Below are 15,824 nucleotides of genomic sequence, written 5' to 3'. Positions count from 1 at the left end.
GCCGGAGGGCGTCCGTGCGGTGGCGCAGTATCGCAGCCACATCCCCGAATTGAGTGGTTTTGCTCGCGCGCGTTGCCCAAGCGATGCCTACCGATGTTGGTCATCGGGTCCTGAGATGCGGGATAATGGCTTGGAAGCAATGTGTTCGATGCCGGTGTCGCGTGTCCGGTTCGGTCCCGCGGGTGCCCGCCGGGTGCCATTTCGGCAGACGATGAGCTGGTTTCAGGAAGGGGAACGAGCATGGCGGCCATGAAGCCGCGGACGGGCGATGGTCCGCTCGAGGTGACCAAGGAGGGGCGGGGCATCGTCATGCGCGTTCCGCTCGAAGGCGGCGGTCGACTCGTCGTCGAGCTGACCCCTGACGAGGCCGAGGCGCTCGGCGACGCGCTCAAGAAGGTCGTCGTCTGACGCGCGCACGAGTCAGTCCTCACGGCTGCCCCGGCATCGTACGCGGTGCCGGGGCAGCCGCGTTCCCCGGCCCGGCACGCCCGCCGGGCCCCACCCGCCCGCCGGGACCGGTGCGCCCGCCGCGCCGGGGTCCCCGCCGTGCCGTCACCGCTTGACGGCGCACAGCAACCCGTCGCCGACCGGCAGCAGCGAGGAGACCAGCTCCTGGCTCTCGCGCACCGTGCGCAGCAGCTCGCGCAGCCGCAGCACCTCCGAGGGCTGCGGCCCCGAGCCGACCGTACGGCCGCTCGCGAAGACCCCCTCGAAGACCACCAGGCCGCCGGCGCGCAGCAGTCGCAGCGACTCGGCGAGGTACTCCGGGTACTCGTGCCGGTCCCCGTCGCAGAACACGAGGTCGTAGCCCGCGTCCGCGAGCCGGGGCAGCACCTCCAGGGCGCGGCCGGGGATGAAGCGGGCCCGGTTGCTGGCGAAGCCGCAGGCGCGGAACGCCTGCCGGGCGAACTGCTGGTGCTCCGGCTCCGGATCGACCGTGGTCAGCACCCCATCCGGGCGCATGCCGTGCAGCAGATGGATTCCGGACACCCCGCAGCCCGTGCCGATCTCCGCGACCGCCTTCGCGTCCACGGAGGCGGCGAGCAGGCGCAGCGCGGAACCCGTGCCGGGCGACACCGAGCGCAGTCCTGCGTCGAGGGCGCGGTCGCGGGCCCACAGCAGTGCTTCGTCCTCGGCGGCAAAGGCGTCGGCGAAAGCCGAGCTCGTCTGCCGGTTGCCGGTAATGACCCTCTCCTGTCGTCCCCATGGATGCCTCGGCGTGACTGTATCCGTTGGCGTCGGGAACCCGCAGATGGGACCGGGCGTTTGAAGGGAAGAGACAGGGGTGGGGACGCTTCGGGGGGCGAGAGGTGGAGCAGGGCACCGCACAAGTGCTGACGCAGTGGCACGAGCCGCGTCAGCGAGTACCAAATTCTCGTAAAAACGCTTATCCGGAGCTAACGGGCGAGGTGGCTATGGTAGGGGCTCCACTGGACACCACCAGAGCCGACAGGGGAGGTGCGGCCACGCCCGGGGACCGGGGCGGAGTGCTACGGCGCTTCCTCGGATCGGCGGGCAGGCCGAAATCCGTGACCGACACCGCTGCTGACAGCCACGCCACCGGCTCCGCCGTGCGCGACACCCAGACCGCGACCTTCACCAGTGACGCGGACGGGCAGGCGTGGACCCCGCCCACCTGGGACGAGATCGTCAGCACCCACAGCGCCCGCGTCTACCGCCTGGCCTACCGCCTCACCGGCAACCAGCACGACGCCGAGGACCTCACCCAGGAAGTCTTCGTGCGCGTCTTCCGCTCCCTGTCGACGTACTCGCCGGGCACCTTCGAGGGCTGGCTGCACCGCATCACCACGAACCTGTTCCTGGACATGGTCCGGCGCAAGCAGCGCATCCGCTTCGACGCCCTCGGCGAGGACGCGGCCGAGCGCCTGGCCAGCCGCGAACCCACCCCGCAACAGCTGTTCAACGACGCGCACTTCGACGCCGACGTCCAGCAGGCCCTGGACACCCTCGCGCCCGAGTTCCGCGCCGCAGTCGTCCTGTGCGACATCGAGGGGCTGTCGTACGAGGAGATCGCCGCGACCCTCGGCGTGAAGCTCGGCACCGTCCGCTCCCGTATCCATCGCGGCCGCTCCCAGCTCCGCAAGGCCCTTGCGCACCGCTCCCCGGAGGCCCGCGCGGCCGAGCGGCGCTCGTTCATGGCACGGGTCCCCGCACTGGGGGGAGGGGGCGCGACGGCGTGAGCGGATCACGGCAGAAACCGGCCGAGGCACACCTCGCCGAGCAGCATCTGGGAGACCGGCTCTCCGCCCTGGTGGACGGAGAGCTCGGCCATGACACGCGCGAACGCGTCCTCGCCCACCTGGCCACCTGTGCCCGCTGCAAGGCGGAGGCGGACGCCCAGCGCGCGCTGAAAAGCGTATTCGCGACCGCGGCCCCGCCCCCGCCCTCCGCGAGCCTGCTGGCCCGCCTCCAGGGCCTGCCCGGCGGCGACGGCGAGCCCGGCGGGCTGCTCGGGCCCGGTCCCGAGCCCCGGACACCTGGCGACGGGGACGCCTTCGGCATGCGCCGGGGCTTCTCCTTCGGCTATGTGCCGGCGCGCGCACAGGCCCCCGGCCCCGAGCGGAGCGGCTTCCACCGGGAGCCCCGTCTCGGCGGGGAGAACGGATTCGGCGCACCGGGCGGCCCCCTCGGCGAGGACGGCTTCCGCATCCATCCCGTCGGCCGCGCGGACGACGGCCGTTCCGCGTCCCGCGGACTGCGCTTCGCCTTCGCCGCCGCCGGAGCGGTGTCGCTGGCCGCGGTCGCCCTCGGCGGGGTGACCACCGCCATCCCCGGCTACCCGGCCGCGGACGCCCGCGGCACCGGCAGCAATGTGATTCCGGCCCGCACCACGGGCACCGGCGGCGCGGGCGCGACGACGTCCGCCGACGCCCAGCGCCGCCGTCAGGGCCCGCAGGCGGCTCAGGGCGGCGGGGCGCCGCTCGGGCGTACGACACCGCCGCCGTCCGCCGTGGCCGCGCCGCTGGTGCCGGGCGCGCCGGACACCGCCGCCGGGCAGATCCAGGGCACCGGCGGCCGGGCGGTGGGCCCGCTAATGGCGGGCATCAACGCCGTCACCCCGCTGATACGCCCGCTGGACAAGGCCATGGACCTGCCGCTGAGCAAGTGGTCCACGGCGCCCATGATTCCCGGCATGGTGACCGGCACCGGTCCGCAGCCGGCCCCGCGCGACCCCCTGCGTTCCGCCGCGTCCGCGGCCCCGCTGGCGTCACCGCTGGCTGCTCCGGTCACGCCCGGCCCGACGCCCTGAGCCGGGCGCGCCGGCCCGCTCTGCGCCACGGCCCGCGACCTGGTTGAATCCGGGCACGTAGTCGATGTTCCGGGGCCGCCGCCCGAGCGCGGGGCCCCGGTCAGCTTGGGGAGAGCATGAACGAGGGGAACCGCGTTCCGCCGGGGGCGGAGCCGGAGTCGGCGGCGGGGGCCGAGCCGCTGCCGGACGGCGACTTCGAACTGGCCAGGCCGGAGCGTCCCACGCCCCTGCACGAACCGGATCCCTACAGCACCCCGCCCTACGGCGAACCGGGCCCCTGGGCCCCTGCCCCGCCGGTCCAGCACCCGTTGGCGACACCGGTACAGGGGGCTGCCGCGGCACAGCCGGGTGCCGGGCCCGTGGGCGTCGTCCCGGAGCCCACCGCGCTCGCGGCCCGCCCGCCGATACCCGCGCCCGCCACCCCCGCGGCCCCCGCACCGATACCCGCGCCCGCAGCCGCGCCGATACCCGCACCCGCCACCCCCGCGGCCCCCGCACCGATACCCGCGCCCGCAGCCGAGCCGATACCCGCACCCGCCACCCCCGCGGCCCCTGCACCGATACCCGCGCCCGCAGCCGCGCCGATACCCGCGCCCGCCGCACCCGCGTCCGTAGCCGCGCCCACCTCCGGCCCCGCGCCCACCTCCGCCCCCGCACCCGTCGTACCCCCCGTGCTCGCGCCCTCGGTGCCCCCGCCCGCGCCCCCGGCGCCCGCACCCGCGCCCCCTTCCGCGCATCAGCCCCCGGCAGACCCCTGGCGGCGCTACGACTCCTGGGCCGCGGGACCGCTCCAGCAGCCCGGTGCCGTGTCAGTGCGTGGGGGAGGGACCGGTCGGCGGCGGGGCATGGCCGGATGGACGCTCGTCGTCGCCCTGGTCGCGGCCGCGGTCGGCGGGCTCGCCGGCGGCTATGTCGAGCGCGAGGGACTCGGCGGTGACGTACGGCTGCCGCAGGCGGGGAGCGTGCCCGCCGGGCGGGCGCCGGACAGCGTGGCCGGGATCGCCGCCCGCGCCCTGCCCAGCGTCGTCACCCTGCATGTCGCCGGCACCGACGAGGAGGACACCGGTACCGGCTTCGTACTGGACGACCGCGGGCACATCCTCACCAACAACCACGTCGTCGCGCCCGCCGCGTCCGGCGGCCACATATCCGCGACCTTCAGCGACGGGACCTCCGTCAAGGCCACCGTCGTCGGCCGGGACAGCGGCTACGACCTCGCCGTGGTGCAGGTCAGCGGCGTGCACGGGCTCACCCCGCTGGCCCTCGGCAACTCCGACGACGTCCGGGTCGGCGACCCCGTCGTCGCCATCGGCGCCCCCTTCGACCTGGCCAACACCGTCACCGCGGGCATCATCAGCGCCAAGGAGCGGCCCATCACCGCGGGCGGCGAGGAGAGCGACGGCAGCGATGTGTCGTACGTGGACGCCCTGCAGACCGACGCGCCGATCAATCCCGGCAACTCCGGCGGGCCGCTGCTCGACTCCCGAGCCCATGTCATCGGCATCAACTCCGCCATCCGCTCCGCCGACAACGGCTCCGAGACCGGGAGCGGCCAGGCCGGCTCCATCGGCCTGGGCTTCGCCATACCGGTCAACCAGGCCAAGCGCGTCGCCGAGGAACTGATCGACGACGGCCGTGCCACCCACCCCGTCATCGGCGTCGACCTCGACATGGGCTACACCGGCGACGGCGCCCGCGTCGACAGCCGGGCCCCGAACGGCGGTCCCGCCGTCGTCCGGGGCGGTCCGGCCGCGCGGGCCGGGCTCAAGCCGGGCGATGTGATCACCGGGGTGGACGGCGAGCGGGTGCACACCGCGGCGGAGCTGATCGTCAGGATCCGCGCCCACCAGCCCGGCGACCGGCTGCGCCTGACGGTCGAGCGCGGCGGGGCCCGGCGGGACGTCTCACTCGTCCTGGGCGCCGCGGAGCAGAACTGACACAAGTCTCACCTAGGGACGGTACCGGTCGGACCAGAACGCCGGGTACCGTTGAGCGACCGAGGACATCGCAAGGAGCGTCAGGTGTTCAATGACATAGGGCCAATGGAGCTACTGACGATCATCGTCATCGCGGTGCTCGTGTTCGGTCCGGACAAGCTCCCCAAGGTCATCCAGGATGTCACCCGGACGATCCGGAAGATCCGCGAGTTCTCGGAGAGCGCGAAGCAGGACATCCGTAGCGAGCTGGGGCCCGAGTTCAAGGACTTCGACTTCGAGGACCTGAACCCGAAGACGTTCCTGCGCAAGCAGCTCAGCGGCGACGATCTGGGTCTGCAGGAGATCCGCAACGGCTTCGACCTGAAGAAGGAGATGGCCGAGCTCACCGACGCGGTGAACGGCCGTGACACCGGTTCCCCGGCCGCCTCCTCCGGCTCCTCGCCGTCCACGCCGTCCACCGGCGGGAAGATCGACATGACCAAGAAGCCGGAGGAGGAGTCCGGGAAGGACGACCGGCCGCCGTTCGACTCCGACGCCACCTGAGCCACACCGGCCCCATAAGTCGCTCCGACACGGGTACGTGACGCGCGTCATAGCGTGCGCCTGCCTCGAACGGCGTGAACAGGCCGTTCGAGGGACCCGATGATCCGGTGCCTGCCCGGCGGCTCTCAGCGGTGTGGATATGCTGCCGAGTTGTTGTGCGGACCGGACGAGTACGCCCGAAGGGGGGCGGGCCGTCGCTTCGGTCCGACGAGCGCGAGGAGGCGTCCGGGCAGATGGAGACGACGAGTCGGGTGGGCGCGACGGCGCCGGCCACGGAGGGCGGACAGGGTCTCGCCGCCGACCGCGGCACGGTCGACGGTTACCTGCGGGCGCCCTTCCCCTGGTACGGGCTCGACGAGGCGTTCACGGGGCCGCGCTGGCTGATGCAGGTCGGCATGGCCTCCGACGGGGCCGTGGAGCACGGATCGATCGGGCACGGCGACACGCCGTCCGTGCTGCATGACGGCGTTTCCGCCGAGCCCAGGGAGAAGTTCACGGCCGTGGTGACCGTCGCGGCGCATCCGTCCCGGCGGGTGGCCGACGGCTCGGGGATGCTGGAAGCGACATCGGTGTCGTCGGCGGCGTGGCTCGCGGGCGTCGGGCTGCTGTCCTTCACCTGGCCGGGGCAGATGGATCACGCGCTGCGGGACGACTGGCTGGCGCAGCAGACCGAGGCGGCGTGGGAACTGGCCGACGATCTCGACGGGCCGGAGTGGTCCAGGCTCTCGCTGCCGGTGGACGGGGTGGCCGCGTCCTTCCATTACCGGGAGTCGGAGTTCGGCTGGGTGCTCGCCGGGACCACGGAGGCGGGGGTGCATCTCGGGGCGTACGGACGGGGGATGAGCGCGTACGGGCTGGGATTCGCGGTGGTGCAGGACATTTCCGCGTACGTATGAGTTCCGCGTACGTATGACGAAGGGGCGCCGGTCATTTCCGGCGCCCCTTTCCTGTTCCGTAATCCTGTGCCGTATTCCCGTGCCGTTTTCCCGTGCGCGAAGCTCAGAACTTGTTCTTCGGGGTCAGGCCCAGCGACATGCCCGACAGGCCCCGCTGGCGGCCGCCCAGTTTGCCCGCGAGGGAGCGCAGGGCGGCGCCCGCCGGGGAGTCGGGGTCGGTCAGCACGACCGGCTTGCCCTCGTCGCCGCCCTCGCGCAGCCGGACGTCGATGGGGATGGAGCCGAGGACCGGGACGCTCGTACCCGTCGTACGGGTGAGGCCGTCGGCGACCATCTGGCCGCCGCCCGTGCCGAAGACGTCGACCATCTCGCCGCAGTGCGGGCAGGGCAGCCCGGACATGTTCTCGACCACGCCGACGATCTTCTGGTGGGTCTGCACCGCGATGGAACCCGCGCGCTCGGCCACCTCGGCGGCCGCCTGCTGCGGGGTCGTGACGACCAGGATCTCGGCGTTCGGGACCAGCTGGGCCACGGAGATCGCGATGTCGCCGGTGCCGGGCGGCAGGTCGAGCAGCAGGACGTCCAGGTCGCCCCAGTACACGTCGGCCAGGAACTGCTGGAGCGCGCGGTGCAGCATCGGGCCGCGCCAGACGACCGGCGCGTTGCCCGGCGTGAACATGCCGATCGAGATGACCTTCACGCCGTTCGCCGACGGCGGCATGATCATGTTCTCGACCTGAGTGGGACGGCCCTGCGCGCCCAGCATGCGCGGCACCGAGTGGCCGTAGATGTCGGCGTCCACCACGCCCACCTTGAGGCCGTCGGCCGCCATCGCCGCCGCGAGGTTCACCGTGACCGAGGACTTGCCGACGCCGCCCTTGCCGGAGGCGACCGCGTAGACACGGGTGAGGTTGCCCGGCTTGGCGAACGGCACCTCGCGCTCGGCCTGACCGTCCCGCAGGGCCGCTGCCAGCTCCCTGCGCTGCTCGTCGCTCATCACGTCGAGCGTGACGTCCACGCGGGTGACGCCCTCGACACGCGAGACCGCCTCGGTGACCCGCTGGGTGATGGTGTCGCGCATGGGACAGCCGGAGACCGTCAGGTACACGGTGACCGCGACCGCGCCGTCCTCCCCGATCTCCACCGATTTGACCATCCCCAGCTCGGTGATGGGGCGGTTGATCTCGGGGTCGTTCACCGTCGCCAGTGCCTCGCGCACCGCGTCTTCCGTAGCCATAAGGACGATGGTACGGCGCGCCGAGGGCCCTCCGGGTAGCCCCTCAGCGGTCGTCTGCGTCACGTCCCGGCGGGCGTTCCGTCCGTTCCGCCGGGAATACGACCGGGCCGCCGTGACCCATCCGTTCCTCCATCTCCTTGAGCATGTCCTGCAACTCGGCCCGGATCCAGTCGCGGGTGGCGACCTCACCGAGGCCCATGCGCAGCGCGGCGATCTCCCGCGTCAGGTACTCGGTGTCCGCGATGGACCGCTCGTTCTGCTTGCGGTCCTGCTCCAGGTTGACCCGGTCGCGGTCGTCCTGCCGGTTCTGCGCGAGCAGGATCAGCGGGGCGGCGTAGGACGCCTGGAGGGACAGGGCCAGGGTCAGGAAGATGAACGGGTACTCGTCGAACCGCAGATGGCGGGGCACGCTCACGTTCCACACCACCCAGACGATGATGACGATCGTCATCCAGACGATGAAGCGTCCGGTGCCGAGGAACCGGGCGATCCGCTCCGACAGCCGGCCGAAGGCCTCCGGGTCCCACTCGGGGAGGAAGCGGCGCCGGGGCGGCCTCGGCTGGTCGAGCCGGGGCGTGCGCGGGCGGCCGGCGGCCGTGGCACCGGCGGGCGTGCGCTCGCGCACGCCCTCGCGCTCAGCGGGCATCGCCGGCCTCCTTGCCGTCCGCGGGGCTCTCCGCCAGGTGGAACTCGGTCTCGCGCCAGTCCTCGGGCAGCATGTGGTCCAGTACGTCGTCGACGGTCACCGCGCCCAGCAGCGATCCGGCCTCGTCCACCACGGGCGCGGCCACCATGTCGTAGGTGGCGAAGAACCCGGCGATCACCGGCAGCGAGGCGTCCGGGGACAGCGGCTGGAGATCGTCGTCCAGGAGTGAACTGACCAGGGTGTACGGGGGGTCGCGCAGCAGCCGCTGGAAGTGGGCGGTGCCCAGGTACTTGCCGGTCGGCGTCTCGTCCGGCGGTCGGCAGACGTAGACCTGGGCGGCGAGCGCGGGGGAGAGGTCGGGGTTGCGGACGCGGGCGAGCGCGTCGGCGACGGTGGCGTCCGGGCGCAGCACGATCGGCTCGGTGGTCATCAGACCGCCGGCGGTGTGCTCCTCGTACGACATCAGACGCCGCATGTCGGCCGCGTCGCCGGGCTGCATCAGGCTCAGCAGCCGCTCCTTGTCCTCCTCCGGCAGCTCGGAGAGCAGGTCGGCCGCGTCGTCCGGGTCCATGGCCTCCAGGACGTCGGCCGCGCGCTCCTCCTGGAGCTTGCCGAGGATCTCGATCTGGTCGTCCTCCGGCAGCTCCTCCAGGACGTCGGCGAGCCGGTCGTCGTCCAGGGCGGCGGCGACCTCGGCGCGCCGCTTGGGGGAGAGGTGGTGCAGCACATTGGCGAGGTCGGCGGGGCGCAGCTGCTCGAAGGTGGCGAGCAGGTTCTCGGCGCCCTGCCCGTTCTCCTCCAGGGAGAACCCGGACACGGCGGACCAGTCCACGGTCAGCGTCTCGCCCTTGACCCGGCGGAACGCGCTGCCCTTCCTGCCCTTGCGCACGAAGACGCGGTCGATCTCCCAGTCCCGGCGCGCGGGCAGCTGCTGCACGGACATGTCGAGGACGGTGGCCTCCTCGCCGGTCTCCACCAGGGTGACCCGCCGGTCCAGCAGCTCGCCGAAGACCAGGCGCTCGGTGGGCCGCTGCTCGAAGCGGCGGACGTTCATGACGCCGGTGCTGATGACCTGCCCGGACTCGATGCCGCTGATCCGGGTCATGGGCAGGAAGATGCGGCGCCGGGTGGACAGTTCGACGACGAGGCCGAGCACGCGCGGGGGTCTCCTGCCCACGCGCAGCATCACGACGAGGTCGCGTACGCGGCCCACCTGGTCGCCGTTGGGATCGAAGACGGGGACCCCGGCGAGGTGCGAGACGAAGATCCGGGGGGCTCCGGCTGCCATGGTTCTGCTTCCTTGTCAGGGAACGTGCGGACGATGTGTGCGACGAGGTTTACATCGGGGGACTGGGCGAAGTGGTGTACGACAGGGATAGCTTTTGTCGGTGAATTGCTCGGATTTGCCCGCACGGTTGCGCTTCAGGCTAGCCCGTACCGACCGGATACGCCCTGGTGGGGGGTCCGGACGGACTGGCTCCGCCGGGCGCCCGTGGCACCGGTACGCTGCGGTACGCCGCTACAGGAACCGTCGGAAAGGCGAGCTCACCCGTGACTGCGATTCCCCCCGGCCGTAGCCGCCCGGTGACCGCGCTGTGCGCGCTGGCCGTGACGGGCGCGGCGGTGTTGACCGGATGCGGCGGCGATCCGGACGCGGGCACGAACGGGGTCGGCAAGCTGTCCGCCGACCGGATCCAGGCGCGGACGCGGTCGGCGGCGCGGGCGGCCTCGGCGGTCCGGCTCTCCGGGACCGTGGTGACCAGCGGCGTCACATACAGGCTCGACATGCGGCTCAAGGACGACGGCGGCACCGGCTCGGTGACCTCGGGCGCCGATACGTTCAAGCTGCTGCGGGTCGGCACCCAGCTGTACCTGAAGGCCGACGCGGCCTTCTGGTCGCAGGCGGACGGCAAGGGCGACGGGAGCGACGGCGGGGCGGCGGCCAAGCTCGACGGCAAGTACGTGAAGGTCCCGCAGCAGGACCCCGCGTACAAGAAGTTCAGCGGCTTCACGGACAAGGACGTCCTCCTCTCGGGTCTGCTGACACTGCACGGCTCACTGGCGACCGACGGCCGGCACACCGAGGCGGGTACCCCGACGGTCCGGATCACCGGCGACCACGGTTCGGGCGGCACCCTCGACGTCTCCCTCAAGGGCACCCCCTACCCGCTGGCCCTCACCCGTGCGGGCAACGCGGGCACGCTCCGCTTCTCCGACTGGGGCGGGAACTTCACCGTCACCGAGCCCGCGGACTCCGAGACGGTGGACTACGGCCGGCAACTGCCGACGTCGTAGCGGGGCGGACACCTGACCACGGGCACCGGAACGCACGCTGGTACCGGTACCGGGTCACCCCGGTACCGGCTCATGCCGGCGCTCTGGGTGTCACCGGCCCTTGCGGCGTCTGGCGAGGAGCTTGGGGAGGGCGGCCGGGACCGGGCGGCGGGTGGTCGCCGGGGTCGGGACCGGTCTCTGCGCCAGGTCCCCGTCGGGCAACGCGGCCACCGCACCCGTCGGCGCCAGCCGCAGCACCCGGCACTCGCGCGCCCAGCGCTCCGTCATCCGGTCGGCGTCGGGGGCGTTCAGCCGCTTGCCCTTCAGCTCGGCGACCGCCGCCTCCCACTCCGGCGTACCGGCCGCCGGCTCGCTCACCGCGGCCGTGAAGGAGACCAGCCGGCCCCCCTTGTCCTTGCTGCGCACGGTCACCTCGGCGGTGCCCCCGTCGGCCAGCCCGGTGAGCGGCTGCTCGCCGGGCCCGTCGCCGACCAGGCACACCGCGCCCTCGTGCCACACATGCCACACGGCACGCGCGGCGGACGCGTCCGCGCCGCGCACCCACAGCAGGCCGGACTTCTTCGCGGCCTCCTCGATGAGAGCCCTCTCGAGCAGCTCGCCAGTCATGCGTCCACCCTATCCACGCCGCTCACAGCCACCCGTTGCGCTTCAGCACCCGGTGGATGCCGACACACACGGCGACCGTGAAGGACAGCACCATGGGGTAGCCGTACTTCCAGTGCAGTTCCGGCATGTACTCGAAGTTCATCCCGTACACACCGGTCACCATCGTCGGCACCGCGATGATCGCGGCCCACGCGGTGATCTTCCGCATGTCCTCGTTCTGCGCCACGGACGCCTGTGCCAGGTTGGCCTGGAGGATGGAGTTGAGCAGCTCGTCGAAGCCGACGACCTGCTCGTGCACGCGGGCGACATGGTCGGCGACGTCCCGGAAGTACTTCTGGATGTCCGGGTCGATCAGCCGCATCGGCCGCTCGCTGAGCAGCTGCATGGGCCGCAGCAGCGGCGCCACCGCCCGCTTGAACTCCATGACCTCCCGCTTGAGTTGGTAGATCCGCGCGGAGTCCACACCGCGCGAGACCCCGCCCCGGCCGGGGGAGAAGACCTCGGTCTCCACCTCGTCGATGTCGTCCTGCACCGCGTCCGTCACCGCGATGTACCCGTCCACCACATGGTCCGCGATCGCGTGCAGCACCGCCGAGGGGCCCTTGGCCAGCAGCTCCGGGTCGTCCTGGAGCCGGTGCCGCAGCGCCCGCAGCGAGCCCTGGCCGCCGTGCCGCACGGTGATGAAGAAGTCCCGGCCGGTGAAGCACATCACCTCGCCGGTCTCCACCACCTCGCTGTTCGCGGTCAGCTGGTCGTGCTCGACGTAGTGGATGGTCTTGAAGACGGTGAACAGCGAGTCGTCGTACCGCTCCAGCTTCGGCCGCTGGTGTGCCTGCACCGCGTCCTCGACGGCCAGCGGGTGCAGCCCGAACTCGCCCGCGATACCGGCGAATTCGGCCTCCGTCGGCTCGTGCAGCCCGATCCAGACGAAGCCGCCGTCGCGCCGCACCAGACGCATCGCCTCCTGCGGGGTCAGCGGCTTGGCGCTCATGAGGCGCCGCCCGTCGCGGTAGACGGCGCAGTCGACCACGGCGGAGGGGGTGGCGGGGTCGCGCGTGGTGTCGTACGGCGCGGACGGCGTGCTCGTGGCCTTGCGCAGCGAGACGCGGGGCGGACGGACCACGGCGCGCAGGTCGCGGATCATCGACATGGGCAGGCTCCTTCGCGACAGGCAACGAAAGACCGCCGAAGACGGGTGGAACTACCCGGAATGAGGACGTCCTCCAGAAATTTCCCCGGCCGGGGCGGGGGAAGGACGTTTGGCTCGTCCACAAAGCGGGGAGCACCGCACCGTCGCGGTGGCGATTTCGCTGCTGATGCAGAACTGATGCAGATCAGGCAAAGCGAGACGAAGTGCTCTTCCGAACAGTGACGCGCACGGGAAGGCGGTAGCCGGCCAGAACGGAAACCGGTCAGTGGCTACGACAGCCAGTGACTACATTCAACGGGCGGAAGAGCGAGTGGTACTACCAGGTCGACTTCGATCCATGACAGCCCCACCTCCTCCGGCCGGTCCCTCGTAAGGGAGTTCCCAGGGTTCCGGGGCTTGACAGCACGCTTGGCGCACCGCCCCGAACCACCGGCTCAGAGTACCAGCCGCCCTCGCTGTCAAGGTGCCGCTTTGCCCGTCGGTGACGAGTTCTATGCTCACCGCATGGTTGATGTTCTTCCTCTGGTCGAGGCACGGTTGACCACCGCGCTGGGCGCCCCGGACGCGCGCGCGGCCGTCACCTTCCTCGGCACGGACCGCATCGAGGTGCTCCGCTTCACCGAGGGGGACGTCGTCCGCTACGCGACCCTCGGCATGTCCGCGCACCCCATGAGCGATCCCACCGCGCTGGTCGCCGACCCCCTCAGGGGGCCCCGCGCCGAACTGGTCCTGTCCGTGCGCGCGGGCCTCGCCGACACCGACAAGGTGCTCCGCCCGCTCGCCGTGCTCGCCGCCTCCCCGCAGGTCGAGGGGCTGATCGTGACGCCCGGCGCCGCCCTGGACGTGGGCGATCCGCTGTGGCCCGGCGCCCCCTTCACCTCGGTCCTGGTGGGCGAGGGCGGCGGTCTGGTCGAGGACCTGGAGCTGGACGAGCCGCTGGAGCCCGTACGGTTCCTGCCGCTGCTCCCGATGACTCCGAACGAGGCCGCCTTCAAGCGCGTGCAGGGCGCCCAGGCCCTCCAGGAACGGTGGCTGGCACACGGTACGGACCTGCGGGATCCCGTCCGCAGGTCCGTACCGCTCGAGTGAGCAAGCTCACCGCGCCACGCGTCAGTTGGCGAAGACCGTGACGCCGTCCTCGGTGGCGTGCCGGGGAGCCAGCTCCTCCGCCTCGTGGGCGAGGGCGCGGCGCCGTACGACGACCACCACCGCGCCCAGCAGCGCGGTGACCGCCGCCACCACGAACGGGATGTGGATGTCGGTCCACTCCTCGATCTTCGGCGCGAAGTAGGGCGCGGCCGCCGCCGCGAACCAGCGGACGAAGTTGTAGCCCGCGCTCGCCACCGGGCGCGGCGCGTCCGAGACGCCGAGCGCCAGCTCGGTGTAGACGGTGTTGTTCACGCCGATGAAGGCGCCGGACAGGATGGTGCAGACGATCGCGGCGGTGTGGCCGCCGTAGCCGAGCACCAGGACGTCGGCCGCGAGCAGCACCAGCGAGCCGCCGAGCACCTTCAGCGAGCCGAACCGCTCCTGCATGCGCGGGGCGACGACCACCGAGAAGACCGCGAGCAGCACGCCCCAGGCGAAGAACACCGCACCGGAGCGGTACGGGGTCATGTCCAGCACGAACGGCGTGAAGGCCAGCACGGTGAAGAACGTGTAGTTGTAGAAGAACGCCGAGACCGCCGCCGAGGCCAGGCCGCCGTGGCCGAGCGCCTTGAGCGGGTCCAGGATCGAGGTCTTGCGGGCCGGCTTCGGCTGCTCCTTCAGGAACACCGTGATGCACAGGAAGCCGATCGCCATCAGCGTGGCGGTGCCGAAGAAGGGGTAGCGCCAGCTGATGTTGCCGAGGACCGCGCCGAGCAGCGGGCCGCAGGCCATGCCGAGGCCGAGCGCGGACTCGTAGAGCAGGATCGCGGCCGCGCTGCCGCCGGCCGCGGCGCCGACGATGACCGCGAGCGCGGTGGAGACGAACAGCGCGTTGCCGAGGCCCCAGCCCGCCCGGAAGCCGACCAGCTGGCCGACCGTGTCCGAGGTGCCGGCGAGACCGGCGAAGACGACCACGAAGGCGAGGCCGAGCAGCAGCGTCTTCTTGCCGCCGATACGGCTGGAGACGAAGCCGGTCAGCAGCATCGCGACCGCGGTGATCAGGAAGTACGAGGTGAAAAGCAGGGACACCTGACTGGGTGTGGCGTCGAGGCCCTGCGCGATCGACGGCAGGATCGGGTCGACCAGGCCGATGCCCATGAAGGCGACGACGGAGGCGCCGGCCGTGGCCCAGACCGCCTTGGGCTGCCGCAGGATGCTGCCGGCTCCCGCGTCCAGGGGATCCATGTGCTTCTCCCGTTCTGCTGGATAGCGCGTAGATAGTTGGCTTATACACATACTAAGTTAGCTGTGCTAATTAATGCAAGGCGCATCTACTTTGCCCTGGTCGGGACGCCCGGACGGGTGATCGTCCTTGACGTGGACGGGCCGGGGTAGGACCGTGGAGCCCTATGAGGGGCGAACCCAGTTGCCCGCGGTGTGGTGGCCGGGTCAGGGCTCCCGGCCTCTTCGCCGACACGTGGCAGTGCGATGTGCACGGTGCGGTGTTTCCGCTTCAGCCCGTGATCCCGCCCAGCGTCGAGGCCCTCGCTGCGGTGACGCGGCGCACGCATGTCCCGCTGTGGATGCCGTGGCCGCTGCCGGTGGGCTGGCTCTTCACCGGGGTGGCGTACGCGGGCGACGACCGCAGCGGCGGCCGCGCGAGCGCCGTCGCCTGCTCCGGACCCGGCCCGCTCGGCGGCCCCGGCGAGCTGATCCTGGTGGCCGAGGAGATGGGCGTCGGCCTCGGCGCGCGGTACGCGGGCATCGACGGTCCGGATCCGGGGCCGTACATGAACGTCGAGAAGCCGCCCCAGACCAAGGTCCTCGCCGCCGGCCGCCCCACCCCGCTCTGGCACGTCTACCGCACCCCCGACGACCGCGCCGTCTTCGCCGGCGAGGCGCTCGGCATGTGGCTGTGGGCCGTGGTGTGGCCCGAACAGGCGGGCCTGCTCCTGTACGACGAGCTGGTCCTGACCGATCTGCGCGACGCGGGCGCCGAGCTGGACCTGGCGCCCTGCGGGGCGCTGTCACCGCGGCTGCTGCGCCCCCAGGGGCCATAGGAGGCGTCGTGCCGGGACGTGCCCGTCCACGTGGGCGGCCGCGCATCGCTGTAGGGGGCGTACCCCCGCCGCGGTCGTGACAGAACGGGTGTCC

16 protein-coding genes are annotated in these 15,824 nt (G+C 72.0%); 9 read left to right on the top strand and 7 right to left on the bottom strand.

Going from position 1 to position 15,824, the window contains the following annotated elements:
* Nucleotides 1-240: 240 nt before the first annotated feature.
* On the top strand, nt 241-408 hold the full coding sequence (locus tag ACE4Q9_RS11720; protein ID WP_018544333.1) for a DUF3117 domain-containing protein: 168 nt from the start codon (nt 241-243) through the stop codon (nt 406-408).
* Between the two features lie 144 nt (nt 409-552).
* On the opposite strand, the gene ACE4Q9_RS11715 is transcribed toward ACE4Q9_RS11720, so the two are convergent.
* A complete protein-coding gene (locus ACE4Q9_RS11715) occupies nt 553-1,254 on the bottom strand; it encodes an O-methyltransferase (protein ID WP_397987184.1) in 702 nt (233 codons plus the stop codon).
* Between the two features lie 233 nt (nt 1,255-1,487).
* Between ACE4Q9_RS11715 and sigE the strand changes: the two genes are divergently transcribed.
* From sigE to ACE4Q9_RS11690, 5 genes are all read left to right on the top strand, one after another.
* Entirely contained in the window at nt 1,488-2,201 is a 714-nt protein-coding gene (gene sigE / locus ACE4Q9_RS11710; protein WP_397984183.1) for an RNA polymerase sigma factor SigE, read from the top strand.
* On the top strand, nt 2,198-3,271 hold the full coding sequence (locus ACE4Q9_RS11705; protein WP_397984182.1) for a zf-HC2 domain-containing protein: 1,074 nt from the start codon (nt 2,198-2,200) through the stop codon (nt 3,269-3,271). The genes sigE and ACE4Q9_RS11705 overlap by 4 nt, the downstream gene beginning before the upstream one ends.
* A gap of 116 nt (nt 3,272-3,387) precedes the next feature.
* The gene (locus tag ACE4Q9_RS11700; protein WP_397984181.1) at nt 3,388-5,208 is read left to right on the top strand and encodes a S1C family serine protease; all 1,821 of its coding nucleotides are present in this window, start codon (nt 3,388-3,390) and stop codon (nt 5,206-5,208) included.
* 84 nt (nt 5,209-5,292) lie between these two features.
* Nucleotides 5,293-5,751 (top strand): sec-independent translocase, encoded by a 459-nt coding sequence (locus tag ACE4Q9_RS11695; protein WP_397984180.1) that lies wholly within the window; start codon nt 5,293-5,295, stop codon nt 5,749-5,751.
* Nucleotides 5,752-5,984: 233 nt separating this feature from the next.
* Nucleotides 5,985-6,647 (top strand): hypothetical protein, encoded by a 663-nt coding sequence (locus ACE4Q9_RS11690; protein WP_397984179.1) that lies wholly within the window; start codon nt 5,985-5,987, stop codon nt 6,645-6,647.
* 103 nt (nt 6,648-6,750) lie between these two features.
* On the opposite strand, the gene ACE4Q9_RS11685 is transcribed toward ACE4Q9_RS11690, so the two are convergent.
* From ACE4Q9_RS11685 to ACE4Q9_RS11675, 3 genes are read right to left on the bottom strand one after another with little or no spacing between them, the layout of a single operon-like run.
* Nucleotides 6,751-7,884 carry an Mrp/NBP35 family ATP-binding protein gene (locus ACE4Q9_RS11685; protein WP_397984178.1) on the bottom strand — a complete coding sequence of 378 codons (1,134 nt, stop codon included), beginning with the start codon at nt 7,882-7,884 and terminating at the stop codon, nt 6,751-6,753.
* 43 nt (nt 7,885-7,927) lie between these two features.
* Nucleotides 7,928-8,530, bottom strand: coding sequence for a DUF1003 domain-containing protein (locus ACE4Q9_RS11680; RefSeq protein ID WP_397984177.1), 603 nt, complete (start codon nt 8,528-8,530; stop codon nt 7,928-7,930).
* A complete protein-coding gene (locus ACE4Q9_RS11675) occupies nt 8,520-9,818 on the bottom strand; it encodes a magnesium transporter MgtE N-terminal domain-containing protein (RefSeq protein WP_397984176.1) in 1,299 nt (432 codons plus the stop codon). The genes ACE4Q9_RS11680 and ACE4Q9_RS11675 overlap by 11 nt, the downstream gene beginning before the upstream one ends.
* A gap of 263 nt (nt 9,819-10,081) precedes the next feature.
* On the opposite strand from ACE4Q9_RS11675, the gene ACE4Q9_RS11670 reads away from it, so the two are divergent.
* Nucleotides 10,082-10,825, top strand: coding sequence for a hypothetical protein (locus tag ACE4Q9_RS11670; protein ID WP_397984175.1), 744 nt, complete (start codon nt 10,082-10,084; stop codon nt 10,823-10,825).
* Nucleotides 10,826-10,915: 90 nt separating this feature from the next.
* On the opposite strand, the gene ACE4Q9_RS11665 is transcribed toward ACE4Q9_RS11670, so the two are convergent.
* Together ACE4Q9_RS11665 and ACE4Q9_RS11660 are read right to left on the bottom strand one after the other, a co-directional pair.
* Nucleotides 10,916-11,431 carry a hypothetical protein gene (locus tag ACE4Q9_RS11665; protein ID WP_397984174.1) on the bottom strand — a complete coding sequence of 172 codons (516 nt, stop codon included), beginning with the start codon at nt 11,429-11,431 and terminating at the stop codon, nt 10,916-10,918.
* 22 nt (nt 11,432-11,453) lie between these two features.
* Entirely contained in the window at nt 11,454-12,581 is a 1,128-nt protein-coding gene (locus ACE4Q9_RS11660; RefSeq protein WP_397984173.1) for a magnesium and cobalt transport protein CorA, read from the bottom strand.
* A gap of 504 nt (nt 12,582-13,085) precedes the next feature.
* Here ACE4Q9_RS11660 and ACE4Q9_RS11655 point away from each other — a divergent pair.
* Nucleotides 13,086-13,670 (top strand): suppressor of fused domain protein, encoded by a 585-nt coding sequence (locus tag ACE4Q9_RS11655; RefSeq protein ID WP_397984172.1) that lies wholly within the window; start codon nt 13,086-13,088, stop codon nt 13,668-13,670.
* Nucleotides 13,671-13,691: 21 nt separating this feature from the next.
* Here ACE4Q9_RS11655 and ACE4Q9_RS11650 read toward each other — a convergent pair whose 3' ends face one another.
* Nucleotides 13,692-14,915 (bottom strand): MFS transporter, encoded by a 1,224-nt coding sequence (locus tag ACE4Q9_RS11650; RefSeq protein ID WP_397984171.1) that lies wholly within the window; start codon nt 14,913-14,915, stop codon nt 13,692-13,694.
* A 164-nt stretch (nt 14,916-15,079) separates the two neighbouring features.
* On the opposite strand from ACE4Q9_RS11650, the gene ACE4Q9_RS11645 reads away from it, so the two are divergent.
* Complete coding sequence (locus ACE4Q9_RS11645; protein WP_397984170.1) at nt 15,080-15,730, top strand: DUF6758 family protein; 651 nt, start codon at nt 15,080-15,082, stop codon at nt 15,728-15,730.
* Nucleotides 15,731-15,824: the final 94 nt, after the last annotated feature.

The organism is Streptomyces sp. AM6-12, from assembly GCF_044327085.1.
Taxonomy (GTDB): Bacteria; Actinomycetota; Actinomycetes; order Streptomycetales; family Streptomycetaceae; genus Streptomyces.
Note: the sequence above shows the minus strand (reverse complement) of the source record. Positions and strands in the feature narration are given on the sequence as shown.

Bases quoted from the DNA above. Each gene is read 5' to 3' on its own strand.
- ACE4Q9_RS11720 (WP_018544333.1), top strand. From the start codon at position 241: ATGGCGGCCATGAAGCCGCGGACGGGCGATGGTCCGCTCGAGGTGACC.
- ACE4Q9_RS11700 (WP_397984181.1), top strand. From the start codon at position 3,388: ATGAACGAGGGGAACCGCGTTCCGCCGGGGGCGGAGCCGGAGTCGGCG.
- ACE4Q9_RS11690 (WP_397984179.1), top strand. From the start codon at position 5,985: ATGGAGACGACGAGTCGGGTGGGCGCGACGGCGCCGGCCACGGAGGGC.
- ACE4Q9_RS11685 (WP_397984178.1), bottom strand. From the start codon at position 7,884: ATGGCTACGGAAGACGCGGTGCGCGAGGCACTGGCGACGGTGAACGAC.
- ACE4Q9_RS11680 (WP_397984177.1), bottom strand. From the start codon at position 8,530: ATGCCCGCTGAGCGCGAGGGCGTGCGCGAGCGCACGCCCGCCGGTGCC.
- ACE4Q9_RS11675 (WP_397984176.1), bottom strand. From the start codon at position 9,818: ATGGCAGCCGGAGCCCCCCGGATCTTCGTCTCGCACCTCGCCGGGGTC.
- ACE4Q9_RS11665 (WP_397984174.1), bottom strand. From the start codon at position 11,431: ATGACTGGCGAGCTGCTCGAGAGGGCTCTCATCGAGGAGGCCGCGAAG.
- ACE4Q9_RS11660 (WP_397984173.1), bottom strand. From the start codon at position 12,581: ATGTCGATGATCCGCGACCTGCGCGCCGTGGTCCGTCCGCCCCGCGTC.
- ACE4Q9_RS11655 (WP_397984172.1), top strand. From the start codon at position 13,086: ATGGTTGATGTTCTTCCTCTGGTCGAGGCACGGTTGACCACCGCGCTG.
- ACE4Q9_RS11650 (WP_397984171.1), bottom strand. From the start codon at position 14,915: ATGGATCCCCTGGACGCGGGAGCCGGCAGCATCCTGCGGCAGCCCAAG.
- ACE4Q9_RS11645 (WP_397984170.1), top strand. From the start codon at position 15,080: ATGAGGGGCGAACCCAGTTGCCCGCGGTGTGGTGGCCGGGTCAGGGCT.